Origin of the sequence: Alkalimonas amylolytica (assembly GCF_900107845.1) — a bacterium.
GTDB classification, from domain to species: Bacteria; Pseudomonadota; Gammaproteobacteria; order Enterobacterales; family Alteromonadaceae; genus Alkalimonas; species Alkalimonas amylolytica.
In genome coordinates, this window is record NZ_FNRM01000004.1 from 280,174 (window position 1) to 303,744 (window position 23,571).

At 51.7% G+C, this 23,571-nt stretch carries 16 protein-coding genes; 15 read left to right on the forward strand and 1 reads right to left on the reverse strand.

Annotated features, from left to right (window positions below; all coding sequences use genetic code 11):
* Positions 1-176 precede the first annotated feature (176 nt).
* The 4 genes from BLW37_RS10150 to BLW37_RS10165 all read left to right on the forward strand — a co-directional run bounded on the left by BLW37_RS10150 (position 177) and on the right by BLW37_RS10165 (position 6,915).
* A complete protein-coding gene (locus BLW37_RS10150; RefSeq protein ID WP_091342452.1) occupies positions 177-1,193 on the forward strand; it encodes a hypothetical protein in 1,017 nt (338 codons plus the stop codon).
* A 366-nt stretch (positions 1,194-1,559) separates the two neighbouring features.
* Positions 1,560-4,922, forward strand: coding sequence for a TonB-dependent receptor domain-containing protein (locus BLW37_RS10155; protein WP_091342454.1), 3,363 nt, complete (start codon positions 1,560-1,562; stop codon positions 4,920-4,922).
* A 129-nt stretch (positions 4,923-5,051) separates the two neighbouring features.
* Positions 5,052-6,425 (forward strand): AlkA N-terminal domain-containing protein, encoded by a 1,374-nt coding sequence (locus tag BLW37_RS10160; protein ID WP_091342455.1) that lies wholly within the window; start codon positions 5,052-5,054, stop codon positions 6,423-6,425.
* Positions 6,426-6,444: 19 nt separating this feature from the next.
* Complete coding sequence (locus BLW37_RS10165) at positions 6,445-6,915, forward strand: methylated-DNA--[protein]-cysteine S-methyltransferase (protein WP_091342457.1); 471 nt, start codon at positions 6,445-6,447, stop codon at positions 6,913-6,915.
* 37 nt (positions 6,916-6,952) lie between these two features.
* Here the strand turns inward: BLW37_RS10165 and BLW37_RS10170 are convergent, their stop codons facing one another.
* The gene (locus tag BLW37_RS10170; protein WP_245785691.1) at positions 6,953-7,519 is read right to left on the reverse strand and encodes a hypothetical protein; all 567 of its coding nucleotides are present in this window, start codon (positions 7,517-7,519) and stop codon (positions 6,953-6,955) included.
* 205 nt (positions 7,520-7,724) lie between these two features.
* Between BLW37_RS10170 and BLW37_RS10175 the strand changes: the two genes are divergently transcribed.
* From BLW37_RS10175 to BLW37_RS10225, 11 genes are all read left to right on the forward strand, one after another.
* Positions 7,725-8,609, forward strand: coding sequence for a pirin family protein (locus BLW37_RS10175; RefSeq protein ID WP_091342459.1), 885 nt, complete (start codon positions 7,725-7,727; stop codon positions 8,607-8,609).
* Between the two features lie 50 nt (positions 8,610-8,659).
* Entirely contained in the window at positions 8,660-9,361 is a 702-nt protein-coding gene (locus BLW37_RS10180) for a 5'-methylthioadenosine/adenosylhomocysteine nucleosidase (RefSeq protein ID WP_091342461.1), read from the forward strand.
* A 5-nt stretch (positions 9,362-9,366) separates the two neighbouring features.
* Positions 9,367-10,332 (forward strand): cobalamin biosynthesis protein, encoded by a 966-nt coding sequence (locus BLW37_RS10185; protein WP_091342462.1) that lies wholly within the window; start codon positions 9,367-9,369, stop codon positions 10,330-10,332.
* A 136-nt stretch (positions 10,333-10,468) separates the two neighbouring features.
* Entirely contained in the window at positions 10,469-14,998 is a 4,530-nt protein-coding gene (locus BLW37_RS10190; RefSeq protein WP_245785692.1) for an EAL domain-containing protein, read from the forward strand.
* 69 nt (positions 14,999-15,067) lie between these two features.
* Positions 15,068-15,916 carry a DMT family transporter gene (locus tag BLW37_RS10195; RefSeq protein WP_091342466.1) on the forward strand — a complete coding sequence of 283 codons (849 nt, stop codon included), beginning with the start codon at positions 15,068-15,070 and terminating at the stop codon, positions 15,914-15,916.
* Positions 15,917-15,994: 78 nt separating this feature from the next.
* Positions 15,995-17,419: a tRNA (N6-isopentenyl adenosine(37)-C2)-methylthiotransferase MiaB gene (miaB, locus tag BLW37_RS10200; RefSeq protein ID WP_091342467.1), complete on the forward strand. Its 1,425-nt coding sequence runs from the start codon at positions 15,995-15,997 to the stop codon at positions 17,417-17,419.
* Between the two features lie 57 nt (positions 17,420-17,476).
* Positions 17,477-18,508, forward strand: coding sequence for a PhoH family protein (locus tag BLW37_RS10205; protein ID WP_091342469.1), 1,032 nt, complete (start codon positions 17,477-17,479; stop codon positions 18,506-18,508).
* Positions 18,505-18,966 (forward strand): rRNA maturation RNase YbeY, encoded by a 462-nt coding sequence (ybeY, locus tag BLW37_RS10210; protein ID WP_091342470.1) that lies wholly within the window; start codon positions 18,505-18,507, stop codon positions 18,964-18,966. Before BLW37_RS10205 ends, ybeY begins: the two co-directional genes overlap by 4 nt.
* 35 nt (positions 18,967-19,001) lie before the next feature.
* Complete coding sequence (locus BLW37_RS10215) at positions 19,002-19,874, forward strand: CorC family transporter (protein WP_091342472.1); 873 nt, start codon at positions 19,002-19,004, stop codon at positions 19,872-19,874.
* A 64-nt stretch (positions 19,875-19,938) separates the two neighbouring features.
* Positions 19,939-21,429 (forward strand): apolipoprotein N-acyltransferase, encoded by a 1,491-nt coding sequence (lnt, locus tag BLW37_RS10220; protein ID WP_171907597.1) that lies wholly within the window; start codon positions 19,939-19,941, stop codon positions 21,427-21,429.
* Positions 21,430-21,634: 205 nt separating this feature from the next.
* Positions 21,635-23,557 (forward strand): S8 family serine peptidase, encoded by a 1,923-nt coding sequence (locus BLW37_RS10225; RefSeq protein WP_091342473.1) that lies wholly within the window; start codon positions 21,635-21,637, stop codon positions 23,555-23,557.
* Positions 23,558-23,571: the final 14 nt, after the last annotated feature.

Sequence of the window (23,571 nt, forward strand, 5' to 3'; positions counted from 1 at the left end):
CATAGTTATTCATTAAAGATACTGACTAACTATACCAATGGTTTTTTACAAAACAGACCACTATCGGTTCTGCCGCCCGGCAAATACGACAAAACACAGTAAAATCGCTCAAAAAACACTCAAGTTGTCTGCGTATGGGTCGATAGCAGGGTATCATCCCCCAGCCGGAGCCTGTGATGGAACTTATGACAGCAATGCAACAACTCCGGGCGACGGAAGTCAGTGCAGTGTTTCAGGGTCGCCAGGAGCAACGAAGCCAGGTAGCCACCAATCGGGCTGCTAGCCCTACCTTGCCTGCCCAGGCAGCGCACCAAGCACAGTTGGCGCAGCAACGTAATCGCCTTGAGCCTGCTACGTCAGAACCTGCTGATAGGCAGCCGGTCGACGAAGAGCAAGCACTGGAAGAAACAGCTTTCAATGCCTATCAGACCGTAGGCATGGTCAAACGCATTCTGGAGCAGTTATCCAGCCGTCAGATTGAACTCTACCAGCTTAGTCCCTCAGCAGATAAGCCTCAAACCAGGCCAACTGAGCTAGCCAACAACAATGAGCTGATACGGGTCACTGAATGGGAATTTGGCTATCAGGCGGTGTCCGCCAGTTTCAGTGGTTCTGCGCAACTCGCAAATGGCCAGCAAGTTAGCTGGGACTTATCGTTTCAAATGAAGTACAGCTGGGCTTCAGTGAGCAGCCGTACCTTATTGGCCAGTGAACTACAGGACCCTCTGGTGATAAGTTTAAATGGTATGCCCGCCCAACTGACCGGCGATAGCTTCAGCTTTGATCTCTTTAATACCGGTGTGCCGGTGCAACTGCCGAACCTGGCTGCTCAGCAATTTTACTTAGGACTTGATAAAACCGGCAATGGTCGGATTGAATCCGGTGCCGAGCTGTTTGGTCCCCGCACAGGAGAAGGATTTGCCGAACTTGCGGCCTATGATTTGGATGGCAACGGTTTTATTGACCAGCAAGATGCCATCTGGCAAAACCTGTATCTGTGGCGGCCGGATGGCCAGCAACTGAGCATGGCAGAGGCGCAAATAGGCGCTGTTTCCGTGCAGTCAGTTCCAACCAGAATGCCGCTGTTCTTTGAGCGCAGTGACCAACTTGGCGGCATGCTGCAACGCAGCAGTGTTTATTTAAACACCAGCGGCCAGGCAGGCCTGGTGCAGCAAATTGATTTATTGGTGTAGACCTCAACGCAACTAAAACCCGTAAAAATTGTAATTAGAAAAGGGCTTTCAATGTAAACGAAGCCCTTTTTTTTTTCCTGCATAATTATTTTCAACGCCAGCCGCACCATAGTGGTACAACAAGTACTACTTTTGGGACAATTCATTTTAACTGATTGCTTTTACAAAAATTAACCTTTCACCACTTCGCACCGATTCTGTGCACCAGCCACCTCCAACAAGGAGATTATGCAAAAAAAACAGGATAAACCGCATAATAATGCACATTTCCAGGTTAATGGACCGATTTTGGTGTATAAAAAAACTTGTCAACGGCATAGTTTTTGCCATGCTCTTTAAAGAACCCATGCGACAAATGGAGCAAAAATGAAGACGAAGCAGGTTGACTTGTACCAAAAATCGATAATCGCCATTGCGCTATCCACCCTATTCACTACACCGGCTTTGTTTGCCGAGCAAAACGAAGCTACTAGCGAGGAAACCGATAGTGTTGAACGAATATTCGTAACCGGCTCGCGAATTGCCCGCGATGCTAATCTGGCATCCCCATCGCCAGTGCAATCCATTAGTGAAGAAGAAATCCGTATGTCCGGCGAGTTTTCCATCGCCGATGTGGTAAACGATATCCCGGCACTCTTTTCCTCCACAACAAGTTCCATGGCCAATGAGAGTGGCTTTGCCAGCGGTACTAACGTCTTGAACCTGCGCAGTATGGGTTCTAACCGCACCCTGGTACTGGTGAATGGCAAACGCCATGTCGGCGGTACCCAGGGCTCCTCGGCCGTCGATGTTGGCTCCATCCCTGCCAGTTTGGTGCGCCGGGTGGAAGTGCTGACTGGCGGTGCCTCCGCCGTGTATGGCGCCGATGCCGTAACCGGCGTAGTCAACTTTATTTTGCGCGATGATTTTGAAGGTTTTGAGTTTGATGCCCAGATCAGCGCCGCCGATGAAGGCGATGCCCAGCAATACACCCTGGATGGCACCTGGGGTACCAACTTCGCCGATAACCGCGGTAATTTTGCTGTGAATGTGTCTTATGGCCGGGATAAAGGTCTGCGCGCTAATGAGCGGAAGAACGGGGTCTTGATAGGCTCTGGTCGCGACTGGGTGAATCCAGCACGCCGTTTTCAGATTGGCGATCTGACTGCTGGCGATACGCCTAACTTTCATGCCTTTTACAATCCATCACAAGGTCGGCCCGGTTATGGATTAAATATCCCTGGTTCAGCCGATGCCTTTTTGAATAACTTCGAAGCGACCTTTGGCACCCGTCCTAATCTCACTCCAGCGGAGCTAGCCTTAATTGACCGGGCAGCCAATGCGCCGCAACGTGCTATTTTACCGGGGCGTACTTTCCCATTTACATCCGGCTATGGACTTATAGCACCGGGTAATGGTTTTACTTTTGCCGGCTTTGATGAATTCACCCCTATTGATTTGGATGGCAATGGTGTGCCGGACTGTCTTGATTCCTTCACCGGCTGGACCTCCTCCTTTGCACCTGGTGCTTTTGGTGCTTTAGGTGGCTGTTGGACCGTCCAACCAGATGGAACTTACCGTCCGGTTCAGGATGGATTGGTTGCCAGCCCTACCCAGGGTTTCGGCGGCGATTCTTTCGACACCATTCAGCAAAACACCAGCTATTTACTGATCCCGGAAGAGCGTATCGCGCTGAATTTACTGGGCAGTTATGATCTGACCTCAGATATCGTGCTGCGCGGTGAGTTGAAATATGTCTATCAGGAAGCCAAGAACACCATTCATCCAACCTCTTTTTGGGATTTACTGTTGGGTGCGCCAGATAACCCGTTTTTACCTGAGTTTATTCGCCCAATTGCAGAACAAACCGGTGGCGTCAGTTTAACCATTGACCCCATCGGCCTTGGCGATGCCATGACAACGAATAAGCGGCAAACTTTACGCGGTGTAGTTAGCATCGATGGCTTCCTCGACAATGGTTGGAGCTGGGATGCCAGTGCCGTCTATGGCCAATTCACCCGTAAGTCCGAGTCGACTCACCAGGTGATTGTCGATCGCTTCTTTTCTGCGATTGATGCGGTCACCAACCCAGCGACAGGTCAACCTGACTGTCGGGTCAATGTGGATCCGACCACGCCAGCTATGGGAACGCCCTTTAACATTCCCACCTATGAACCGGGCTATTTTACCTTCACTCCAGGCGATGGTAGCTGCGTACCACTGAATATTTGGGCTGGCCGTACAGGAGTAACCCAGGAAGCTCTGGATTGGGTTACCCGCACCAACGACAGCAAAATCACGCTGGATCAAACAGTCTTAAGTGCCTCTTTAGCAGGTGATTTTGGTGATTACTTTGAGCTACCCGGTGGTGCCATCGCCTTTGCCGCCGGTGTCGAGTATCGCCGTGAAAGCTCAAAAGCAGAGTTTGATGCCTGGCGTCGCGGTGTGATCCCAGCAGGAGCCCCTCACCCTGCCGGCAGTAACATCGCTGATGTATCCAGCAATGCCAGCCTGACGTTTCGGCCAGAAACTATCGTCCGCAACGAAAGCGGCAGCTACCATGTGTACGAGGCTTTTGCTGAACTGTCCATTCCATTGCTGTTTGATGCGCCTTTGGCGGATGAGTTAACGCTGGACCTAGCTGCACGGGTATCCGATTACTCCACCATCGGCAATACCACTACCTGGCGTGCCAACCTGTTATGGGCTCCAGTGCAGGACTTACGCATTCGGACCAGTTACTCCGAAGCAGTTCGGGCTCCGAACATTACCGAACTATTCGGACCCGAGACAGGAACAACCTTCCGTCCTGCCGATCCTTGTGATGCGGCGCAAATCAACGCCATCCGGGCCAACGATCCTGAGCGAGCCAACAACACTCAGGCCAATTGCGTGGCATTTTTCAGCACTATTGGTTTGGATCCCTTTGATGCCGATGGCAACTACAGCTTTGCCGATCCATTGACCGCAGCCTTCGGCGGTGTTGTCGGTGGGAATCCGGATTTACGGGAAGAAACCGCAGAAACCTTAACGGTGGGTTTTGTGTATACTCCTGGCTTTTTGCCTGGCTTTAACATGAGCGTGGATTACTGGAAAATCAGCCTGAAAGATGCCATTAATGCGGTGAGTGGTCAGAACATTGCTGATGGTTGTTTTACTGGCGGCAGCTTAAATGCTCAGTTCTGTGAGCTGCTGACCCGGAACTCTGATCCGAACTCACTGTTCTTCGGCGGCTTTAACTTTATGAAATCAACTGATATCAACTTCGCCAAACGAGAAGCTGCTGGTGTTGACTTCAGTGTAGGTTATGATTTTTCTCTGGGTGATCATCAGTTCAATGCTAGGATTGCTGGTACCAGACTATCCAAACTGAATGATTTTACCAACCCGTTGGATCTGAACGATGTTGATAACCGGCTGGAGGAAAACCGTAACCCGAAACTGGCGGGAAACTTCAGTCTGGGTTGGCAATACGATGAACTGAAAGTGAGCTGGCGCACCCAGTATCATGGCAAGCAATTGCTGATGTTTGCCCGAAAAGATACCTATCAGTCATTGTATGGTGATGCTGTTATGATGCCATCCACCTTAGTGCATAACATTAATGCCAGCTACCAATGGAATACCGAGTTGATGATCTATGGCGGTATCAATAACCTGACCAACGAAGAGCCCTTTATCACCAATTACGCTTATCCGGTCAGTGCCCGCGGACGTTCTATCTTCCTCGGCATTAACTACCGCATCTAGTAAGCGATAGCAGTATGACTCAAGCCCCGGGTTCTGCCTGGGGCTTTTTTATTCAGTGCCGGATCCGGCCAGTGTCAGCCTGATTAAGTTGGTATACTGCAATTCATCCCATAAAAGCTGGTACCTGCAATGCTAAGTGCTGATGTTTGCCAACAAGCGCGTTTAAGTCGCGATCCGCGCTTTGATGGTGTATTTTTTACGGCCGTCAAATCGACTGGCATTTTTTGCCGCTCTATCTGCCCGGCCAAAACACCCCTGGAAAACAATGTGGAGTACTTTGGCACAGCAGCTGCCGCCAGCGCAGCCGGCTATCGCCCTTGTCTGCGCTGCCGGCCAGACAGTGCTCCCGGCTCTCCGGCCTGGCAAGGCAGCCAAACCACCTTGCAGCGCGCACTGCGTTTAATTGACGAAGGCGCCTTGCGGCAAAGCAATCAGGCACAATTGGCAGACCGGCTTGGCATCAGCGAACGCTATTTACGGCAACTGTTTAAACAGCACTTGGGTATAGCCCCCAAACAATATGCGTTGCATCAACAAGTACTCTTTGCCAAGAAGCTTCTGCACGAAACCCATTTCCCGATTCATCAGATTGCATTGATGGCAGGCTTTCACAGCATTCGCCGTTTTAACGATGCCTTTGTCAAACAGTTGCAACTTAGCCCTAGCCGAATCCGACGCAACGCTACGCAACCGCCGGATGGCCTGCTCACGCTTGAGCTGAGCTACCGCCCACCGCTGGCCTGGCAATCCTTACTGGCCTTCTGGCAAGCCCGTGCGCTGGATCAGGTGGAGTGGTGCACAGCGACTGGTTATGGCCGCAGCTTTGATTGGCAAGGACACGCAGGTAGTTTTTATGTTGAACCTGGTACCAGCAACCAGTTACGCTTGCAATTGCACTACCCTGCTGCAACCGAAATATGGTCATTGGTTCGACATATTCGGCGCCTGTTGGATCTGGATGCCGATTGCACCCTCATTGAGCAACAGCTTCGCCAGCATCCCTGGTTTAAGCAGCAATTGGTCACTGGCCTGCGTATTCCTGGGATCTGGAGCTTGTGGGAAGCGGGAGTACGCGCCATTCTTGGACAACAAGTCAGCATCACAGCTGCCAGAACCCACCTCAACCGCCTTGTCGCCGCTTTGGGCGAGCCACTGCCACAACAACCAGAAAAGCGTCTGTTTCCGACAGCGGAGGCTGTGGCCACTAGCGATCTGCAGATGCTGAAACTGCCCCAGGCTCGTCGCCAAACTCTGCATGACTTTGCCAGCCTGATGCGACAGCAACCGGATTCGCCACCAGAGCAATGGTCTGCGATCAAAGGCATAGGCCCCTGGACCTGCAGTTACGCCAGCTTGCGCGGCCAGCAAAACACTGACATATGGTTAGCTGGTGATTTAGGCATCAAAAAAGCCCTGCAACAGCACGATGACAATCTCAACCACCAACACTTAGCACCCTGGCGTAGTTATGCCACTCTGCAGCTTTGGTTTCAAACAGCATAAGCACATACAGGATATCACTATGACTGAATGCATCATCCCCAGCCCTTTTGGCAGCATTTTAATTTGTGCAAATTCACAAGGGATCACAGCCATTCGCTTATTGAGCAGTGAGGTTGCGCTGGCTTCCCCAACATCGGCTTTGCTGAAAGAAGCAGCCAAGCAACTCGAGAACTACTTTCTTGGTGCTTTGCAACACTTTAGTATTCCACTGGCACCGGCCGGTACCGCTTTCCAGCAACAAGTGTGGCAAGCGCTCCGGCAAATCCCTTTTGGTGCCACCTGCAGCTACCAGCAGATTGCCAATGCCATTGGCAATCCCAAGGCCGTTAGGGCCGTTGGTATGGCGAACAGCCGTAATCCGGTTGCCATCGTGATCCCATGCCACCGAGTGATTGGTGCCAATGGTCAGTTAACCGGCTATGCCGGCGGTCTGGATAAAAAAGCCTGGCTACTGCAACATGAGCAACAACCAGGCCAGACGCGCTGCTGAAGGATGGGCAGCAACGCAAAAGCGGGGAGCTTAACGGTTAAAACTGATAAGAAACACCCAGACGGAACTCATTGGAGCGATTGCCGCTGTTAAGCGCAACACTGGTACGGGCCGCCCATTCCGGACTGAAGTAAAAAGCAATGCCACCGGCAAAGCTGGTGTAATCACGGCCAATGGTGTGATAGCTCAGTTCAGTAAACCACTCGACTTCCGGCGTCAGCTTATCGGTGATGCCAACACCTGCATAGACTCCGGTATCACTGGCGTCTTCAAAGGCATGCTGCAAACCACCACGAATGTAAGTCTGGATGGATGGTGCAAAATCCAGCTTAAATTCGGTCAGATAATTAGCGCCCAATGAAAACTCACTGACATCCACTGAATGCTTTGACACCCGCGCTAAATCAGCGCGCACTACCCAGCGTGGCTCTAACTGATGACTCAGATTCAGATAGGCACCAGAACCAAAATGATCAACATAACCAACACCCACATAATCCCAGTTCACTGCAGCTGCATTGGCTGCAGCCAGGCCTAACGCCAGAGCACAACTTACTTGGGTTATACGCATTGTTCGGAACAAGCTAGGGGTCATTTTTTTCATTCTGTTCTCCTTGTAACTGCTTTAGAAGGACCTGGAGTCCCGGCAGTGAGGTTGTTTGTCAGTCTTCAGGCTAACAAGCAGCAACTTAACCATAGCTGAACCCAAAATATTCTATAAAATAGAATTATCAGTGCCAATATATGCAATTTTCTTTCGAATGAACTTAGTGTTCAATAAGAACACTGCCCTTACCGAGGAATTGATGATGAGTATTCGAACCCTACGACAGCTGATACCCGCCCGGCAGGTATCCGATGGCGCCGGAGTAAAAATCAAGCGAAGCCTGGGCCTGAGCCAGCAACTGCGGCTGGATCCATTTCTGATGCTGGACTGTTTTGGCTCCGACGAAGCCAGTGATTACATTGCTGGTTTTCCCCCTCACCCGCACAGAGGCTTTGAAACCGTGACCTATATGCTGCATGGCCATATGCTGCATGAAGACCATATGGGCAATAAAGGCCATCTGAAAAGTGGTGGCGTGCAATGGATGACAGCAGGCCGAGGCATTATTCACTCAGAAATGCCTCAGCAGGAGTCCGGTTTGATGCAGGGTTTTCAACTCTGGTTAAATCTACCTGCGGCAGAGAAGATGAAAGCAGCCGCCTATGTCGATATAGCACCTGAGCATATTCCGCAAGCGGCGTTGGCAGGTGGTGGCCAGGTTAAAGTGATAGCGGGTCGTTTTCAGACGGATGAACTGACATTGGAGGGTGCCATTCGTGGCTTGAGCACGGATCCACAGTTTTACGATCTGCACTTGCTTGCAGGACAGCAAGTCACACTGCAGTTGCCGGCGGCTCACAATGCGCTGCTTTATGTGTACGAAGGTAGCGCGGAACTGCCAGCAGGCCAGCAACCGGCAAGCGCAGGGGTCCATCATGCAGCCGTACTCAGTCAGGGCGATACGGTGCACATAAAGGCACTGGCCGATACCAAGGCTATCTTGTTAGCCGGTAAACCCATTGGCGAGCCGGTTGCTCAGTACGGACCTTTTGTGATGAATACGCCCGCGGAGATAGAGCAGGCGATCCGCGATTATCAGGCTGGCCAACTGACAGGCGATCAGCCTATGCAAGCCATTCAAATCTGACGGGAAAAGCCGTATACTGCGGCTTTCTCCCTTCAAGAAGACGAGTGACGATGCAGCGGATTGGAATTATTGGTGCCATGGAGCCGGAAGTGGCGCTATTAAAGCAACAACTGACTGAAGCCACCACCAAGCAGGTTGGGCCTTACCAGTTTTATTGCGGCCAACTGGCCGGCATGGCCGTGGTGCTGGTGCAATCCGGTATTGGCAAAGTGGCATCCGCCCTGGCTACCAGCCTGATGATACAAACTTTCCAGGTGGATGCTGTTATTAACACGGGCTCAGCCGGCGGCTTTGATCCTGAGCTGCATGTCGGCGATATTGTGATTGGCACCGAGCTATGCCATCACGATGTGGATGTCACCGCCTTTGGCTATGCTCCAGGCCAGGTGCCACAGATGCCCGCGACTTTCCCAAGCGACCCGCGTCTGGTTCAAGCTGCTTTGAAAAGCATAACGCAGCTGGGTTTTTGTCAAACCAAGCAAGGGCTGATTGCTACGGGTGACAGCTTTATGTGCGATCCCGCTCGTATTGAGCAAACCCGCCACACTTTTCCGACCATGTTGGCAGTCGAGATGGAAGGCGCAGCCATCGCCCAGGTGTGCTATCAAATGAAAGTACCTTGTGTGGTGATCCGCAGCCTGAGTGATATTGCCGGCAAGGAGTCGCCTGACTCTTTTGAAGCTTACCTTGCCATGGCGTCGAAAAACAGTTCCGCCATGGTGGTAGGTTTGCTGCATCAACTTGCTGCCTGATACAGATGCCATGGCTTGAACAGCTGCAAACCAGCCCGGCAATGCTGTGGCTGGTTCTGCTGCTCGCAGTACTACTGCCTTTGCCAGCGAGTTACCATCCGCTGACATTCTTTCGTTTCTTCGCCCAGAAGCTTGCGCAAAAAGTCAACCCGGATCCCAAGCGCAGTATTTCACAATTACGACTGTCCGGTACCCTGGCTTTACTCCTGGCGTTGCTGCCTTTTCTGGCCCTGTTATACACCAGCAACTGGCTGATGGCCTGGCCAGAGCTGTACCAACTGCTGTTGCTGTATTTGTGCCTTGATTTTGCGGCCATTCGTCAACGCATCATCCGCTTGCAGCAGGCGCTTAAAGCGCAACAGCTTAATCTGGCACGCGATCTGGCCAGTCGGGTTTTGCTGCGACAAACGCGTTCCTTGTCCTCGCTGGGACTCAGCAAAGCCGGTATTGAAAGCTTGTGGCTGCAATTTGCCCAGGTTTGGCTAAACACACTATTCTGGTATCTGCTTGGTGGGATCTGGCTGGCCGTTGCCGTGCGGCTACTGCTTATTCTACAACAGGAATGGAGCATCAAACTCAGCCACAACCGACATTTTGGTGCCCCTGCGTCCTGGCTGGCACGTTACCTGCTCTGGCCCGGTTATTGGTTGTGTTTCTTATTGGTGTGTATTCGTTTGCGCTGTCGTGAGTCATTCCGACAACTGCAGCGAGCGCCAAAAAGCACCTTTAATTTGGCGCAAAGCGCCTGCCTGGCCAGTGCCTGCGCCAGTTTAGGCTGCCGACTTGGCGGTCCTGCTGTCTATGAAGCAGAGCGGAAAACTGTCCGGGATAAGCTGGCAACCGATTACCCCGAACCAGATCCCCGCCATTTGCAAAAGGCATTACAAGCTCAGCAACAAGTATTGCATCTTGTGCTATTACTGATAGGCATGGGAGTTGCGGCATGGTACCTGCTGTTCTGGTATCACTGAAGCTGGACTTATTTCTAAGGCCCAGTATAGTGAAAGTTCAAAGCAGTAAAGGCTTGTTTGATGACGGTAACAATGAGTGCACACGAATGGTTCAGCATAAAACAACAAAAACAATGCTGTTGACTGAGGGCTGGCAGTGAAGCTTTTTAGCCAGCTCTTTATTTTCTGCGCTGTGATGATTGCAGGCTCGATGGCTGCTCAAGCCAAACCTGTGCTGCAACCACTTACCCCAGAACATGGCTTATCTCCGGGTGCCGTGACCCATTTGATGCTCGACCAAGATGGCTTTCTGTGGTTAGCAATGGAGGGCGGATTAAATCGTTACGACAGCAACCGGGTCATCCAACTCAATAACGCACAAAAATCTCTGCAAAACGTTCAATTTTCCAACACCCTCCAACTGGATGATGCCAGTATTTGGGTGGCCACCAGGCACACTGGCATCTATCGATATAACCCTGACACTGCCGAGCTTGAGTCTAAGTTTATCTTGCCTGATCTCGTTGAAAGTTCCTTTCAGGAAGTCACCGACATGGTGGCTTTCTCGGCAAATCAACTGGTGGTATCAACCACTCAGGCTATTTTTTTATTGCATCTAGACAGTGGCGACATTCAAAAAATCTATCAGCTTCCAGGCGAACACAGCCTGGAACGTTTTATTCGCACCGTCTATCCATATGGCAGTAAAGTCTTTATCGGCACTCATGACCAACTGTTGCTATTGGATCCAGCGACCTTGCAGACAACCGCTATTCCTTATCTTCCTGCTGATGCCAACCGGGCACAACGGCATATTAAATTCTTCTCCATTCAGAATGCACAGTTGTGGATTGGTGCCGTTGAAGGACTGTATAGTCTGCCTTTATCAGCCATTACTGCGTATCTGGAGTCCGGTGAACCAACGCAAATCGAGCCACGGGTACCAAAACGCAATATATGGCATCTTGAATGGATGGATAATGAGGCCATTATCGCCACCGATCAGGGCTTGTATCGTTTTCAGCCAGACAGCGGCTCTCTCGACTTTCTCTGGGGCTTTCAACAGAGTGGCTTGGAGCTCACAGACAATAATATGATCAGCATGCTGCGCGATCATTCCGGCGGCTTCTGGTTAGGAACCCGCTACGATGGCGCTTACTACTGGCACCCCCGCACCACCGCATTTAAGCATTACGGCCACAAAAGAGACCAGCATACCCTGACCGATCCGCGTGTTTTTTCCCTGACCGAAATCGAGCCAAATCAGCTTTGGATCGGTACCAGTAACGGATTAAATCATTTCGATCTGCAAACAGGTCAGATTGAGCACTTTTTGAAAAACCCAGATCCGAAAGCCTACCTCCATGAGGCGACAATTCTGAAGCTTTTTCCTCAACGTAGCCAACATCTCTATTTTATGTCACCTTATGGACTTTCCTTATTCGATACAAAATCCCATCGTTTAGTGCCAGCTCCGCTGGTTGACGAAAGTCAGCGCCCTCTATTGGGCCAAGGCTCCAGAAGCTTTTGGCAGGATCGTTCAGGTGCATTCTGGTTCGTTCATCACGACCACATTTACACCTATCAACCAGATCCCGGCATCATTACCGCTGTCGACGCCTTGAAGCACCTCGATACCAGTGCTTTTGGAACCTTTTTAGGCTATGCACCAGGCTCCGAAAATCAGCTGCTGCTGACAACCGCCAATCAGCTTTGGTTATTTGATCTGACCTCATCTGCATTAAAACTACTGTTTGAAGCAAATCACCCAAACCCAGGAGTTTCGCTGTTTGCTGATAGTTTTTTGATAGATTCTCAACAACGACTATGGGTTGGATTCAACGGTATTGGCTTACTGGTGTTTAGCATACCCAATTTTGAGTTATTACATCACTTCGATCAAGATAACCAGCTGAAAAGCCAGTTGGTTTTTAGTCTTAAACAAGATGAATACGGCTGGATATGGTTCACAAACCCTCATGGTTTGTACCGCATGGATCCGAGTAGCTTTCACATTGAACAATTTACCAAAGTCGATGGGCTCATCAGCCATACCTACAATAGCCGGGCAGGGTTGAAATTAAAGGACGGACGACTGGTGTACGGCAACATGCACGGCATCACTTTAATTCAGCCCAGCTACCTTCTGACTGAATCATCCCCACCACAAGCTGTCATTACAGAGCTCAATTCGCTGGATGGTGGTTTTAGCACATCGTATGGCAGTCTGAATGATGCCCAGATAGTGATCCCTTATGATGTGGAAGGGCTAAAATTACACTTTAGCAGCATGAGCTTCCGGGATAAAAATAAAGCCCGCTTCCGGGTATCGCTAACTGGCAGGCAATCATTTCAGTTTCCTGAACAAACAGAGACCCACATCATTATTCCGAAGCTGCCGTCTGGTGATTACAGTTTTCAAGTGGTAGCAGTCTCTCCGCTTACCGGTCAGGAAAGCGAGCCAGCGCGTCTTTCTTTGCGTATTCAGGCTCCCTGGTGGGCCAGTCGTTGGGCTTATTTTGGCTATGCCTTGCTCAGTTTATTGATCCTGCTCACCTGGCTTCGCAACCGCCAGCAACATCAACGCATGCTAACCATGGCGCACCGAAAACTCAAAGCCAGTGAGCAGCGCATGAAGCAGGCATTGGCGGCTGTCGACAGTGGTGCCTGGGAGTGGTATGCCAGCAAAAACAGCCTGTATGCCTCGCGTATTCACACCATGCTGGGCTATCGTGAGTCACTGAACCCGTTGACACTGGAGCAGCACCTATCGTTGATCCACCCGGAAGATAAAATACAGTTTGAACAAAAATGGCAGCTGTTTATAGAGCAAAAAGCCGGTAGCTTTGATCACACTTACCGGCTGCAGCACAAAGATGGCCACTGGCTGTGGTTTCGCGACATAGGCAAGATTGCAGAGTTGGATGAAGAGCAAGCAGTCATCCGAGTTATGGGTACCTTTAGCAACATTACTGAAACCAGAGCCAGCCAGGAAAAAGCACGTCTCTTTGGTGAGGCCTTCCAAAAAACCCGCGACTGGGTGGTGATCCTGGATGAGCAGCAGCGGATGATTGCTGCCAACCAATCCTTTGCCGATGCCTTTGGCCCGGTCGAGCATTACCTGAGTAACCCGCAAACCCACCATCTGGGTATCAGTCTGGACCGCCGCCGTTACTACACCAAGTTACTGCGTGATTTCCAAGTCAATCAACACTGGCAAGGTGAAGAGATCATTGTCACACCGGACGGACGGGAACGCCCTACCCTGATCAACATCAGTGCTGTCGGTGAGCAGGACCGGGTAGGCTTCTTCGTGCTGGTATTTACCGATATCACCGATCAGAAACTGGCCGAGGATGAATTGCGCTATCTGGCCAATTACGATGCACTGACCGGTTTGCCTAATCGCGCACTATTGACAGACCGGATTCATCACGGGATTGAAACAGCCAAGCGCTCAAAGCGTTCGCTGGCTTTGTGCTTTTTGGATCTGGATAAGTTCAAACAAATCAATGACTCACTCGGTCATGATATAGGTGATTTACTGCTTAAAGAAGTTGCCCGGCGACTGAGCCTGACCTTACGGGAAAGCGATACCGTCGCGAGGTTGGGTGGCGATGAGTTTGTGGTGCTGCTGGAAGGCTATAAATCCAACGATAATCTAAGCCACGTGGCGCGCAAAATGCTGCAGATCATCGGTGAGCCGATGAAGCTGGGTCCACACACCGTCGGTGTTTCCCCAAGTATTGGCATTGCTGTCTATCCGGATGATGCTTTCACCGCCTTCGAGCTCATGAAGCACGCAGACGTAGCCATGTACCATGCCAAAGAGGCTGGTCGCAACAACTTCCAGTTCTTCACCAAGGAAATGAATGAGAAAGCCCATATGCAGCTGGCTCGGGAAACCCGCTTGCGTAAAGCTTTTCAACAGAAAGAGTTCGTCAACTACTACCAGCCCATTATCGACAGCAAGGACAAAAGCATGGTCGGTGCAGAAGTCCTGCTGCGTTGGTACAGCAGCGACGGGGTGGTATCACCGGCCGAGTTCATCCCTCTGGCCGAAGATCTCAGCCTGATTATTCCAATGACCCAGCAACTGCTGGAGCGCGCATTGGCCGACTTACAACAATGGCATCAAGCGGGTCACCCACTATATCTGTCGGTGAATTTATCCGCTCGTCACCTTGAGCAACCCCAACTGGCGGAACATGCAGAACAATTACTGCATAAATACCAACTTCCGGCCAGTAGCCTGCGATTCGAAGTGACAGAAAGCGCTCTGATGCGTGACCACGCCAGTGCCATCGCCACCATGCATGAACTCAGCACACTGGGGATTAAGCTGGCTTTGGATGATTTTGGCACCGGTTATTCCTCACTGAAGTATTTAAAAGAGCTACCCATTGATGCGATCAAAATCGACCGTAGCTTTGTCAAAGACATTGGCATCGACCAAAACGATGAGGCCATCATCGAAACCATGCTCAGCATGGCGGCCAGCCTAGGCATGTACTGTGTAGCTGAAGGTGTTGAAACTGAACAACAGTTACGCTTCTTCACGGACCGCCAGTGCACCCTGATTCAGGGCTACTTTTTCGCCCAGCCCATGCCTGCCAGTAAGCTCAAGCAGCTGCTTGAAAGCAAGCGCTTCGTAACCCACAGCACCGCTGAACCGGAATCTTTGTAAGCCGGGCTCAGGGACGCAGACATTACCTGGCGATCTGTTACAATAACCACTTTTCAAACCGGGCCCATCATGCGAAATCCTCTGCTGCAAGGTGCTTTATTATTGCTGTTGGCAGAAGCCTGTTTTGCTGGCATTGGTGCCCTGGTCAAATACAGCAGTGGCATGGCCACCGAAGCTCAGGTGGTCTTTTTCCGCAATGCCTTTGCGTTGATACTGATGCTGCCTTTTTTATACAGCAGAGGCTGGAGCCTTTTGAAAACCCAGCGTTGGTACCTGCATGCGTTTCGTGCTTTGACAGGCCTGGTCTCGATGTACTGCTTTTTCTATGTATTGGGCCAACTGCCGCTGGCGCAGGCCATGGCGGTTTTATTACTCACTCCCTTTATTATTCCGGTCATCGCCCGCATCTGGCTGAAAGAGCGTCCCAGCCAGCTCACACTCATTGCGATTGGCTTGGGTTTTATCGGGGTCTTATTGGCGCTGCCTACCCCGGCCCCAGGCATGACCATGGTGTTGCTGGTAGCATTGGCTGCCGCGACCCTGGTCGCTGTGACGAAAACCACCATCCGCTATATGTCCAGTACCGAGCCTGCGGTGCGCACCGTGTTTTACTTCTCCTTACTCACCGCCGTATTTTCAGTGATCCCACTGCCCTTTTACTGGCAACCGCTGCCAAACGAAGCCTGGCTGGCTTTTATCGGCATGGGCATACTGGCAGCCATCGGTCAGTTGGCAATGACCCGGGCTTACGCCCTGGCACCGGCCAGTTCCATTGGCATGTGGACCTACAGCAGTGTGATCTTTGCAGGTCTCTTTGGTTACCTGTTCTGGCAGGAACCCGTCACCATGAGCTGGCTGGCCGGCGTACTGGTGATCTTCTACGCCGGTTACATCACCACCCGACAACGCTTGCTTTGACAGGGCTGGTACTTCCAGCCCGGCTAGGCTAAAATATGCGCCCTTTACGCGCAGTAACGACACAGGGTCCATCAGAGCATGAGCAAAAAGCTACACATCAAAACCTGGGGCTGTCAGATGAATGAGTACGATTCATCAAAAATGGCAGACCTGTTGGATGCCACCCATGGCTACAGCCTCACCGAGCACGCTGAGGAAGCCGATGTGATCCTGCTCAACACCTGCTCGATTCGTGAGAAAGCGCAGGAAAAAGTATTCCATCAGCTGGGTCGTTGGCGACCCCTGAAAGAAAAAAACCCTGCCTTGGTGATTGGCGTGGGTGGCTGTGTCGCCTCGCAGGAAGGCGCAGCTATCCGTGAACGTGCGCCCTATGTCGATATTGTCTTTGGCCCGCAAACCCTGCACCGCTTACCTGAGATGATCAAAGCTGTCACCGGCGATCGGGCGCCTGTGGTGGATGTATCTTTTCCGGAAATTGAAAAGTTTGACCGTTTGCCAGAGCCAAAAGCCGATGGCCCCAGCGCTTTTGTTTCCATTATGGAAGGCTGCTCCAAGTACTGCAGTTTCTGCGTAGTGCCCTATACCCGGGGTGAAGAAGTGAGCCGACCGCTGGATGATGTGCTGTTTGAAATTGCACAATTGGCTGATCAGGGCGTACGGGAAGTCAATTTGCTGGGCCAGAATGTCAATGCCTACCGTGGCAGCATGCACGATGGCAGCATTTGCAGCTTTGCCGAGTTGTTGCGGCTGGTCGCTGCCATTGATGGCATTGATCGCATTCGCTACACCACTTCGCATCCGGTAGAGTTTACCGACGATATCATTGAAGCCTACCGCGATATCCCGGAACTGGTGGATCACCTGCACCTGCCGGTGCAATCCGGTTCTGACCGCATCCTGACGCTGATGAAACGCGGTCATACTGTGCTGGAGTTTAAATCACAGGTGCGCAAGTTGAAAAAAGTCCGGCCCAACTTGAGCATGTCGTCCGATTTTATCATCGGCTTTCCTGGTGAAACAGCGCAAGACTTTGCGGAAACCATGGCATTGATCCAGGCCATCGACTTTGATATGAGTTTCAGCTTTATTTACAGCGCCCGGCCAGGTACACCAGCCGCCGATTTGCCGGATGATGTCAGCGAAGATGAAAAGAAACAACGGCTGTACATCCTGCAGGATCGGATTAACCAGCAGGCCCTGCGCATTGCCCGAGGCATGCTGAACACAGAGCAACGCATTCTGGTGGAAGGTCCGTCGAAAAAGAACCTGATGGAGCTGTGCGGCCGTACTGAAAACAACCGGGTGGTTAACTTTGAAGGCGATCCGAAACTGATTGGTCAGTTTGTCGACGTGCTGATCACCGATGTCTACGCCAATTCATTAAAAGGCACTCTAATTCGGACTGAACAGGATATGGGCCTGCGCCGCGCAGTATCCCCTCAGCAAATTCTGGCGCGTCAACCCAAAGCCGATGAGCTGGGAGTGACTCAGTTTGCCCCTTAAACGTACCTTCTTGCCAACAGGCTGGCTCTGCCAGCCTGAGCCATTGAGAGTTTGCTATTGAGCACTGCAACCAAACAGAAAACCTTTACTGCCGTGCCGGCCGAGCAGCAACGACTGGTGTCTTTGTGTGGTCCATTCGATGAGCATCTGCGTCTACTCGAACAACGTCTGCAGCTTAGCATTGCACACCGTGATGAGGTCTTTAAACTCAGCGGCTCTGCCAGTGCCGTTCAGGCCGGTCATTTTGTGCTGGATCAGCTCTACCGTGAGACGGCACATCACGGTAAAGTGGTGGAACTTAGCATTGAACAGGTGCATTTAATGATTCAACAGGCGCAAAACGCCAGTACCGACCAACAAGCCGGCTCCGATTTTAGTCTGAAAACCAAAAAGGGCTTGCTGACCCCGCGCAACCCGCACCAAAAAGCCTATGTCAAACATGTGCTTGAATACGATGTGATCTTTGGCATAGGTCCGGCCGGCACCGGTAAAACCTATTTAGCAGTTGCTTGCGCCGTCGATGCGCTGGAAAAAAATCTGGTACGGCGCATTGTACTGACCCGCCCGGCAGTGGAAGCTGGTGAAAAACTGGGCTTTTTACCGGGTGATTTGTCACAGAAAGTCGATCCCTACCTGCGCCCCTTATACGATGCGCTGTTTGAAATGCTGGGCTACGACAAAGTAGAAAAGTACCTGGAACGTGGCATTATTGAAATTGCTCCACTAGCTTACATGCGCGGCCGTACCTTAAACGATGCCTTTATTATTCTGGATGAAGGCCAGAACACCACGGTCGAACAGATGAAAATGTTTTTGACCCGCATTGGTTTTAACTCCAAGGCCGTGATCACCGGCGACGTCACTCAGGTCGACTTACCACGTGGTCAGTATTCAGGCCTCAAGCATGCCATTGATGTGCTGTCCAATGTCGATGCCATCAGTATGAATTTTTTCGATGCTAAAGACGTGGTACGCCACCCCATAGTGCAGAAAATTGTGTTGGCTTACGAAGCACACGAAGCTGAAAAACTGGCTGCCGAGGCGGCTGAAGCCCCCTCAGAAAAACGCCCGCGCAGGCCCAAAGCATGAAGCTGGAACTGGATCTGCAACTGGCCAGTACAGCGCCCGATGTACCGACTGAAGCCCAGTTTGCCCGCTGGGCCGAGCTGGCACTGGCACCCTATCGCAGCGAAGCCGAGCTAACCATTCGCCTGGTCGATAGCAATGAAAGCCAGCAGCTAAATGGGCAGTACCGTGGCAAGGACAAAGCAACCAATGTGCTGAGCTTTCCTTTTCAGTGCCCACCTGGCCTGAGCCTGCCTTTACTCGGCGATTTGGTGATTTGCAGCCAGGTGGTTGCTGAGGAAGCCAATCAGCAAGGCAAAACAGCGGAAGCCCACTGGGCGCATATGGTCATTCATGGGTGCTTGCATTTACTGGGATTTGACCATATAAAGGAAGACGAAGCCGAGCAGATGGAGCAGCTGGAAATAGCGCTGCTGGCAGAGCTTGGTTTTACGAACCCTTACCTGACGGATGCAGAGTAAGATACCGATGATTAGCTGGAGCATACAGTTCATTAATGAGTGACGACACCCCCCACTCTAGCCGCGGCTCTGCGCCGAAATCCTGGCTGGATCGCATTGCCGGAATGTTTAACGCAGAGCCACAAGATGTCTCGGAACTTGAAAACGTCATCAGCGAGGCTGCCAATAACCTGTTGATCGACGAAGATACTAAAGGCATGCTGCATGGTGTGCTGGATGTTTCCAAGATGCGCGCCAGGGATATTATGATCCCACGTTCACAAATGGCGACACTGGATATCGAGCAATCCATTACCGACATTCTGCCCATTTTGCTGGAAAACAACCACAGCCGCTACCCGGTGGTCAACGAAGATAAAGATCACATTGAAGGCATCCTGCTGGTAAAAGACCTGCTTAAATTCGCCTTTCTGCCCGATGCACCTCAGTGTCATCTGCGCGACATCATGCGGCCGGCCGTGATTATTCCGGAAAGCAAACGGGTGGATGCACTACTAAAAGAATTCCGCCAAAAGCGCTATCACATGGCGATGGTGGTGGACGAATACGGTGGCGTTTCCGGCCTGGTGACCATTGAAGACATTCTGGAGCAAATCGTCGGTGAAATTGAAGACGAGCACGATGATGCCGAAGATGCCGATATCAAAAAAATGGCCAGCAATATATTTCAGGTAAGCGCCTTAACGCCTCTGGACGAATTCAACACCCACTTTGGCAGCCACTTCAACGAGGAAGAAGCCGATACCATTGGTGGTATTGTATTGCATGCCTTTGGTCATATGCCGGAGCGTGGTGAAACCATTGAGCTGGATGGTCTCTTGTTCAAAGTCAGCAAAGCCAACAGCCGACGGTTATTGCAACTCCAGGTGATCAATGGCAAAGCACCGGTCGTTAGCGAGCCGGATTAAGGTGCTCAAACTGCCAACGCTGACAACCCTACTGTTTGGCTCGCGCTGGTTGAGCGCTTTACTGATGGCACTGACAGGTGCCAGCAGCACCTTCGCTTTTGCTCCCTACAGCCTGGCCCTGTTGCCTGTGTTGACCCTAGCCACCTTGTGTTACGCCGCCTGCTACAGCAGCCGCTGGCAGCAAGCTGCCTGGCTGGGTTTTAGCTGGGGACTGGGTTACTTTGCTGCAGGTCTTAACTGGGTGCATATTCCGATTGAACAGTTCGGTGGTTTGCCCTTGCTGCTTAGCCTGGCGTTGCTGCTGCTGTTAAGCGCCTATCTTGCACTCTATCCGTTGCTTTTTGCCCTGTTGGCTTTTCGCCTTAAACAGCACCCGCTGCTGACCTTGTACCTGGCTGCAGCCTGGATGCTGCTCGAAGCTCTACGCTCCTGGTTTCTGACCGGCTTTCCCTGGCTGTCGCCTGGCTACAGCCAAAGCGACAGCCTACTCAGGCACTGGGCCCCATTGATTGGTGAAACAGGCCTGACTTTTATTTTGGTGTTAACTGCCGCGGCCCTGATGCAACTGCTTGCCAAGCGCCAGCTTCGGCCATTATCAGTCGCAGCCCTGCTTTGGCTCAGCGCGCCACTGGCCAGTCACTGGCATGGCTGGCAAGCTACCGGGGAAACGCTGGCTGTTGCCCTGGTGCAAGGCAATATAAAGCAAGAGCTGCGCTGGGATCCGGCCCTTGAGGTCAGCACCATGCGCCTGTATCTGGAGCTAACCAAACCACATTTAGGCACGCCGCTGATCATCTGGCCAGAGGCCGCTATCCCACGGGTAGAGATTCTGGCGGAACCTTACTTGTTTGAGCTCGATGCCATTTTAGCAGAGCACGACAGCAGCCTGATTACCGGCATTATCGACTACAACTTTTACACTGAAGAAGCCTGGAACAGCCTGATTACCTTAGGCAAGCGCCGGCAAAGCGATGCTGGTGGCCATTACCAGCCCAGGCACAGCAACCGCTTCGAGAAACACCATTTACTGCCTATCGGTGAATTTGTGCCTTTCGAAGACCTACTGCGCCCATTGGCGCCGATTTTTGATTTACCGATGAGCTCTTTTAGCCGTGGCAGCTATGTACAGCAGAATCTACTGGCCAACGATCATAAGCTCTTACCAGCCATATGTTTTGAAATTGCCTTTCCTCGCCAACTGGCAGCTAATTTTCAAGCCGATACCGGGCTGCTGCTCACCGTCAGCAACGATGCCTGGTTTGGCGACAGCATAGGGCCGCACCAACACTTGCAGATCGCCCGCATGCGCGCGCTGGAGTTTGGCCGCCCACTGCTGCGCGCCACTAACAATGGCATTACCGCTACCATAGCGGCTGATGGCCGTATCCAGCAGCAACTGCCTCAGTTTACCGCGGGGGTATTAACCGACAGCATGCAACTGACCACAGGCCAAACCCCCTATAGCCGTTATCGTGACTGGCCACTGTGGCTCTTGTCTTTTGGCGTATTATTATCGGCCATCTATCCTGCTATCAATCCAGTAAAAACAAGCTAAAAACAACCACTGCAAGCAAGTTGTAAATACCGTCCAAACAAACCACTATAAATTAGTAAAATCTGTAATTAAGTGTTGCGAACCATAAAAGATCCCTGCTATAAAAAACCACAGTTGGCAATGACCAACGCGGTAAAACACCTGCCTGTCGCGATAAACGGCACGCCAGGTGTTTATAATAATAAATTACCAGGAACAACGAATTATGAAGTTACGTCACTACACACCGGTAGCAGCGTCATTGCTGCTTGCTTTAGGTTTTTCTGCACAAGCAGCTGACAATCACCGTTACATCATCCAGGTCGACAACGATAAAAAAGGTCTGATCAAAGCACTGAGCGTCCGCATGGGCGGGAAGATTGAGTTGGACTCGAATGGCTTTATTGCTGCAACCTTCGATGGTAAAAGCCTGGACCAGGTACGCGGCTTACTGAACAACCCACATATCAAGCTGATTGAAGTGGATCAGCGCCGTTACCCAATGTCTCTGTACCAGGACGATGCCGGTAACCCAAACACGCAGCAGTTAACTCCTTATGCCGTTTATCAGTCACAAGCCAACCTGGTTGATTTGCAGCTGAATAACGCCAAAAAAGTCTGTGTGATTGACTCGGGCATCGCTCGTGAGACCGGTGAAACCGGCGGTTACAACCCGGATTTCGTCTGGTCCCGTATCACAGGTGACAGCAACTCCGGCACCGGCGACTGGTTCCGCGATGGCGGCCCACATGGTACCCACGTTGCAGGTACCATTGCTGCGGCAGATAATACCTTTGGTGTGATCGGTATGGCTCCGGGCAACCCGCTGCATATCATTAAAGTGTTCAATGACAGTGGTTGGGGTTACTCGTCCAGCCTGGCCCATGCTGCAAACCTGTGCGCTGCAGCAGGCTCTAAAATCATCAATATGAGCCTGGGTGGTGGCGGTGCCAGTAGCACCGAAGAAAATGCCTTTAATACCTTCACGGCTAATGGCGGCCTGGTATTGGCGGCTGCAGGCAACTCCGGCAATACCACCCGCTCTTACCCGGCAGGTTATAAATCGGTAATGATGGTCGGTGCCAATGATGCCAACAATCAAATTGCCGATTTCTCACAGCATCCAGGCTGTACCATCACCTCAGGTCGCGGCAACAACCGTACCACAGAAACCCACGATGGCTTCTGCGTCGAAGTCACCGCCGGTGGTGTGGATACCCTGTCAACCTACCCGGCCGGTGGCGCCACTCTGGCCAGCCTGAGCATGGACAACACCGGCTTTGCTGCGTCCGCTATGGAGAATCAGGGCTCTGCCAATGGCCAGACCTACTACATGGGCCTGGCGACCGCGACCGATGCAGGTGCTGCCGGCAAAGTCTGTACCATTGACCGTGGCCAAATCTCCTTCTACGATAAGGTCCGCAATTGTGAGCTGTCGGGCGGTATTGGTGCCATCATCATCAATAATGAGCCTGGCATGCTGTACGGTACTTTAGGTACCAGCAACAACACCTCTATTCCTGCCGTTGGTGCTACTTATGAAGATCGCAGCAGCATCATTGCAGCTGGTACCGCCAGTATCTCTGTTGGTGCTGCCGATTACGGTTACATGAGTGGTACTTCAATGGCTACGCCTGCTGTCGCTGGTGTTGCAGCGCTGGTCTGGTCGAATCATCCACAATGTACTGGTACTGAAATCCGTGAGGCTTTAAAAGCTACGGCCGAAGATGCCGGCGCACCGGGTAAAGATGTCTACTTCGGTTATGGCATCGTCAAAGCGCTGGAAGCGCATCAGTATCTGGCCACCTTCGGGTGTGCCGGTGGCGACAATGGTGGCGGCGATGACGGAGATAATGGCGGCGGCGATGACGGAGACAATGGTGGCGACAACGGTGGTGACGATGGCAATAGCATTCAGCTGGATGCGTTCACCTATAAAGTATCAGGCCGGGTCCGCACCGATCTGAGCTGGTCTGGCGCTTCTTCCAGCCAGATGGATATTTTCCGTAACAACAGCAAAGTGGCCACTGTGAACAACAGCGGCAGCTACACCGATGTCACCAACATTCGCGGTGGTGGCAGTCTGACCTACCGGATCTGTGAAGCCGGCACCAACACTTGTTCAGACAGTGTGACAGTCAACTACTAATAGCTAACCTGTAG

Excerpts from the sequence above, each read along its gene's own strand:
- BLW37_RS10150 (WP_091342452.1), top strand. The coding sequence starts at position 177 with ATGGAACTTATGACAGCAATGCAACAACTCCGGGCGACGGAAGTCAGT.
- BLW37_RS10215 (WP_091342472.1), top strand. The coding sequence starts at position 19,002 with ATGAGTGACGACACCCCCCACTCTAGCCGCGGCTCTGCGCCGAAATCC.
- lnt (WP_171907597.1), top strand. The coding sequence starts at position 19,939 with ATGGCACTGACAGGTGCCAGCAGCACCTTCGCTTTTGCTCCCTACAGC.
- BLW37_RS10175 (WP_091342459.1), top strand. The coding sequence starts at position 7,725 with ATGAGTATTCGAACCCTACGACAGCTGATACCCGCCCGGCAGGTATCC.
- BLW37_RS10185 (WP_091342462.1), top strand. The coding sequence starts at position 9,367 with ATGCCATGGCTTGAACAGCTGCAAACCAGCCCGGCAATGCTGTGGCTG.
- BLW37_RS10165 (WP_091342457.1), top strand. The coding sequence starts at position 6,445 with ATGACTGAATGCATCATCCCCAGCCCTTTTGGCAGCATTTTAATTTGT.
- miaB (WP_091342467.1), top strand. The coding sequence starts at position 15,995 with ATGAGCAAAAAGCTACACATCAAAACCTGGGGCTGTCAGATGAATGAG.
- BLW37_RS10180 (WP_091342461.1), top strand. The coding sequence starts at position 8,660 with ATGCAGCGGATTGGAATTATTGGTGCCATGGAGCCGGAAGTGGCGCTA.
- BLW37_RS10155 (WP_091342454.1), top strand. The coding sequence starts at position 1,560 with ATGAAGACGAAGCAGGTTGACTTGTACCAAAAATCGATAATCGCCATT.
- ybeY (WP_091342470.1), top strand. The coding sequence starts at position 18,505 with ATGAAGCTGGAACTGGATCTGCAACTGGCCAGTACAGCGCCCGATGTA.
- BLW37_RS10160 (WP_091342455.1), top strand. The coding sequence starts at position 5,052 with ATGCTAAGTGCTGATGTTTGCCAACAAGCGCGTTTAAGTCGCGATCCG.
- BLW37_RS10170 (WP_245785691.1), bottom strand. The coding sequence starts at position 7,519 with ATGAAAAAAATGACCCCTAGCTTGTTCCGAACAATGCGTATAACCCAA.
- BLW37_RS10225 (WP_091342473.1), top strand. The coding sequence starts at position 21,635 with ATGAAGTTACGTCACTACACACCGGTAGCAGCGTCATTGCTGCTTGCT.
- BLW37_RS10195 (WP_091342466.1), top strand. The coding sequence starts at position 15,068 with ATGCGAAATCCTCTGCTGCAAGGTGCTTTATTATTGCTGTTGGCAGAA.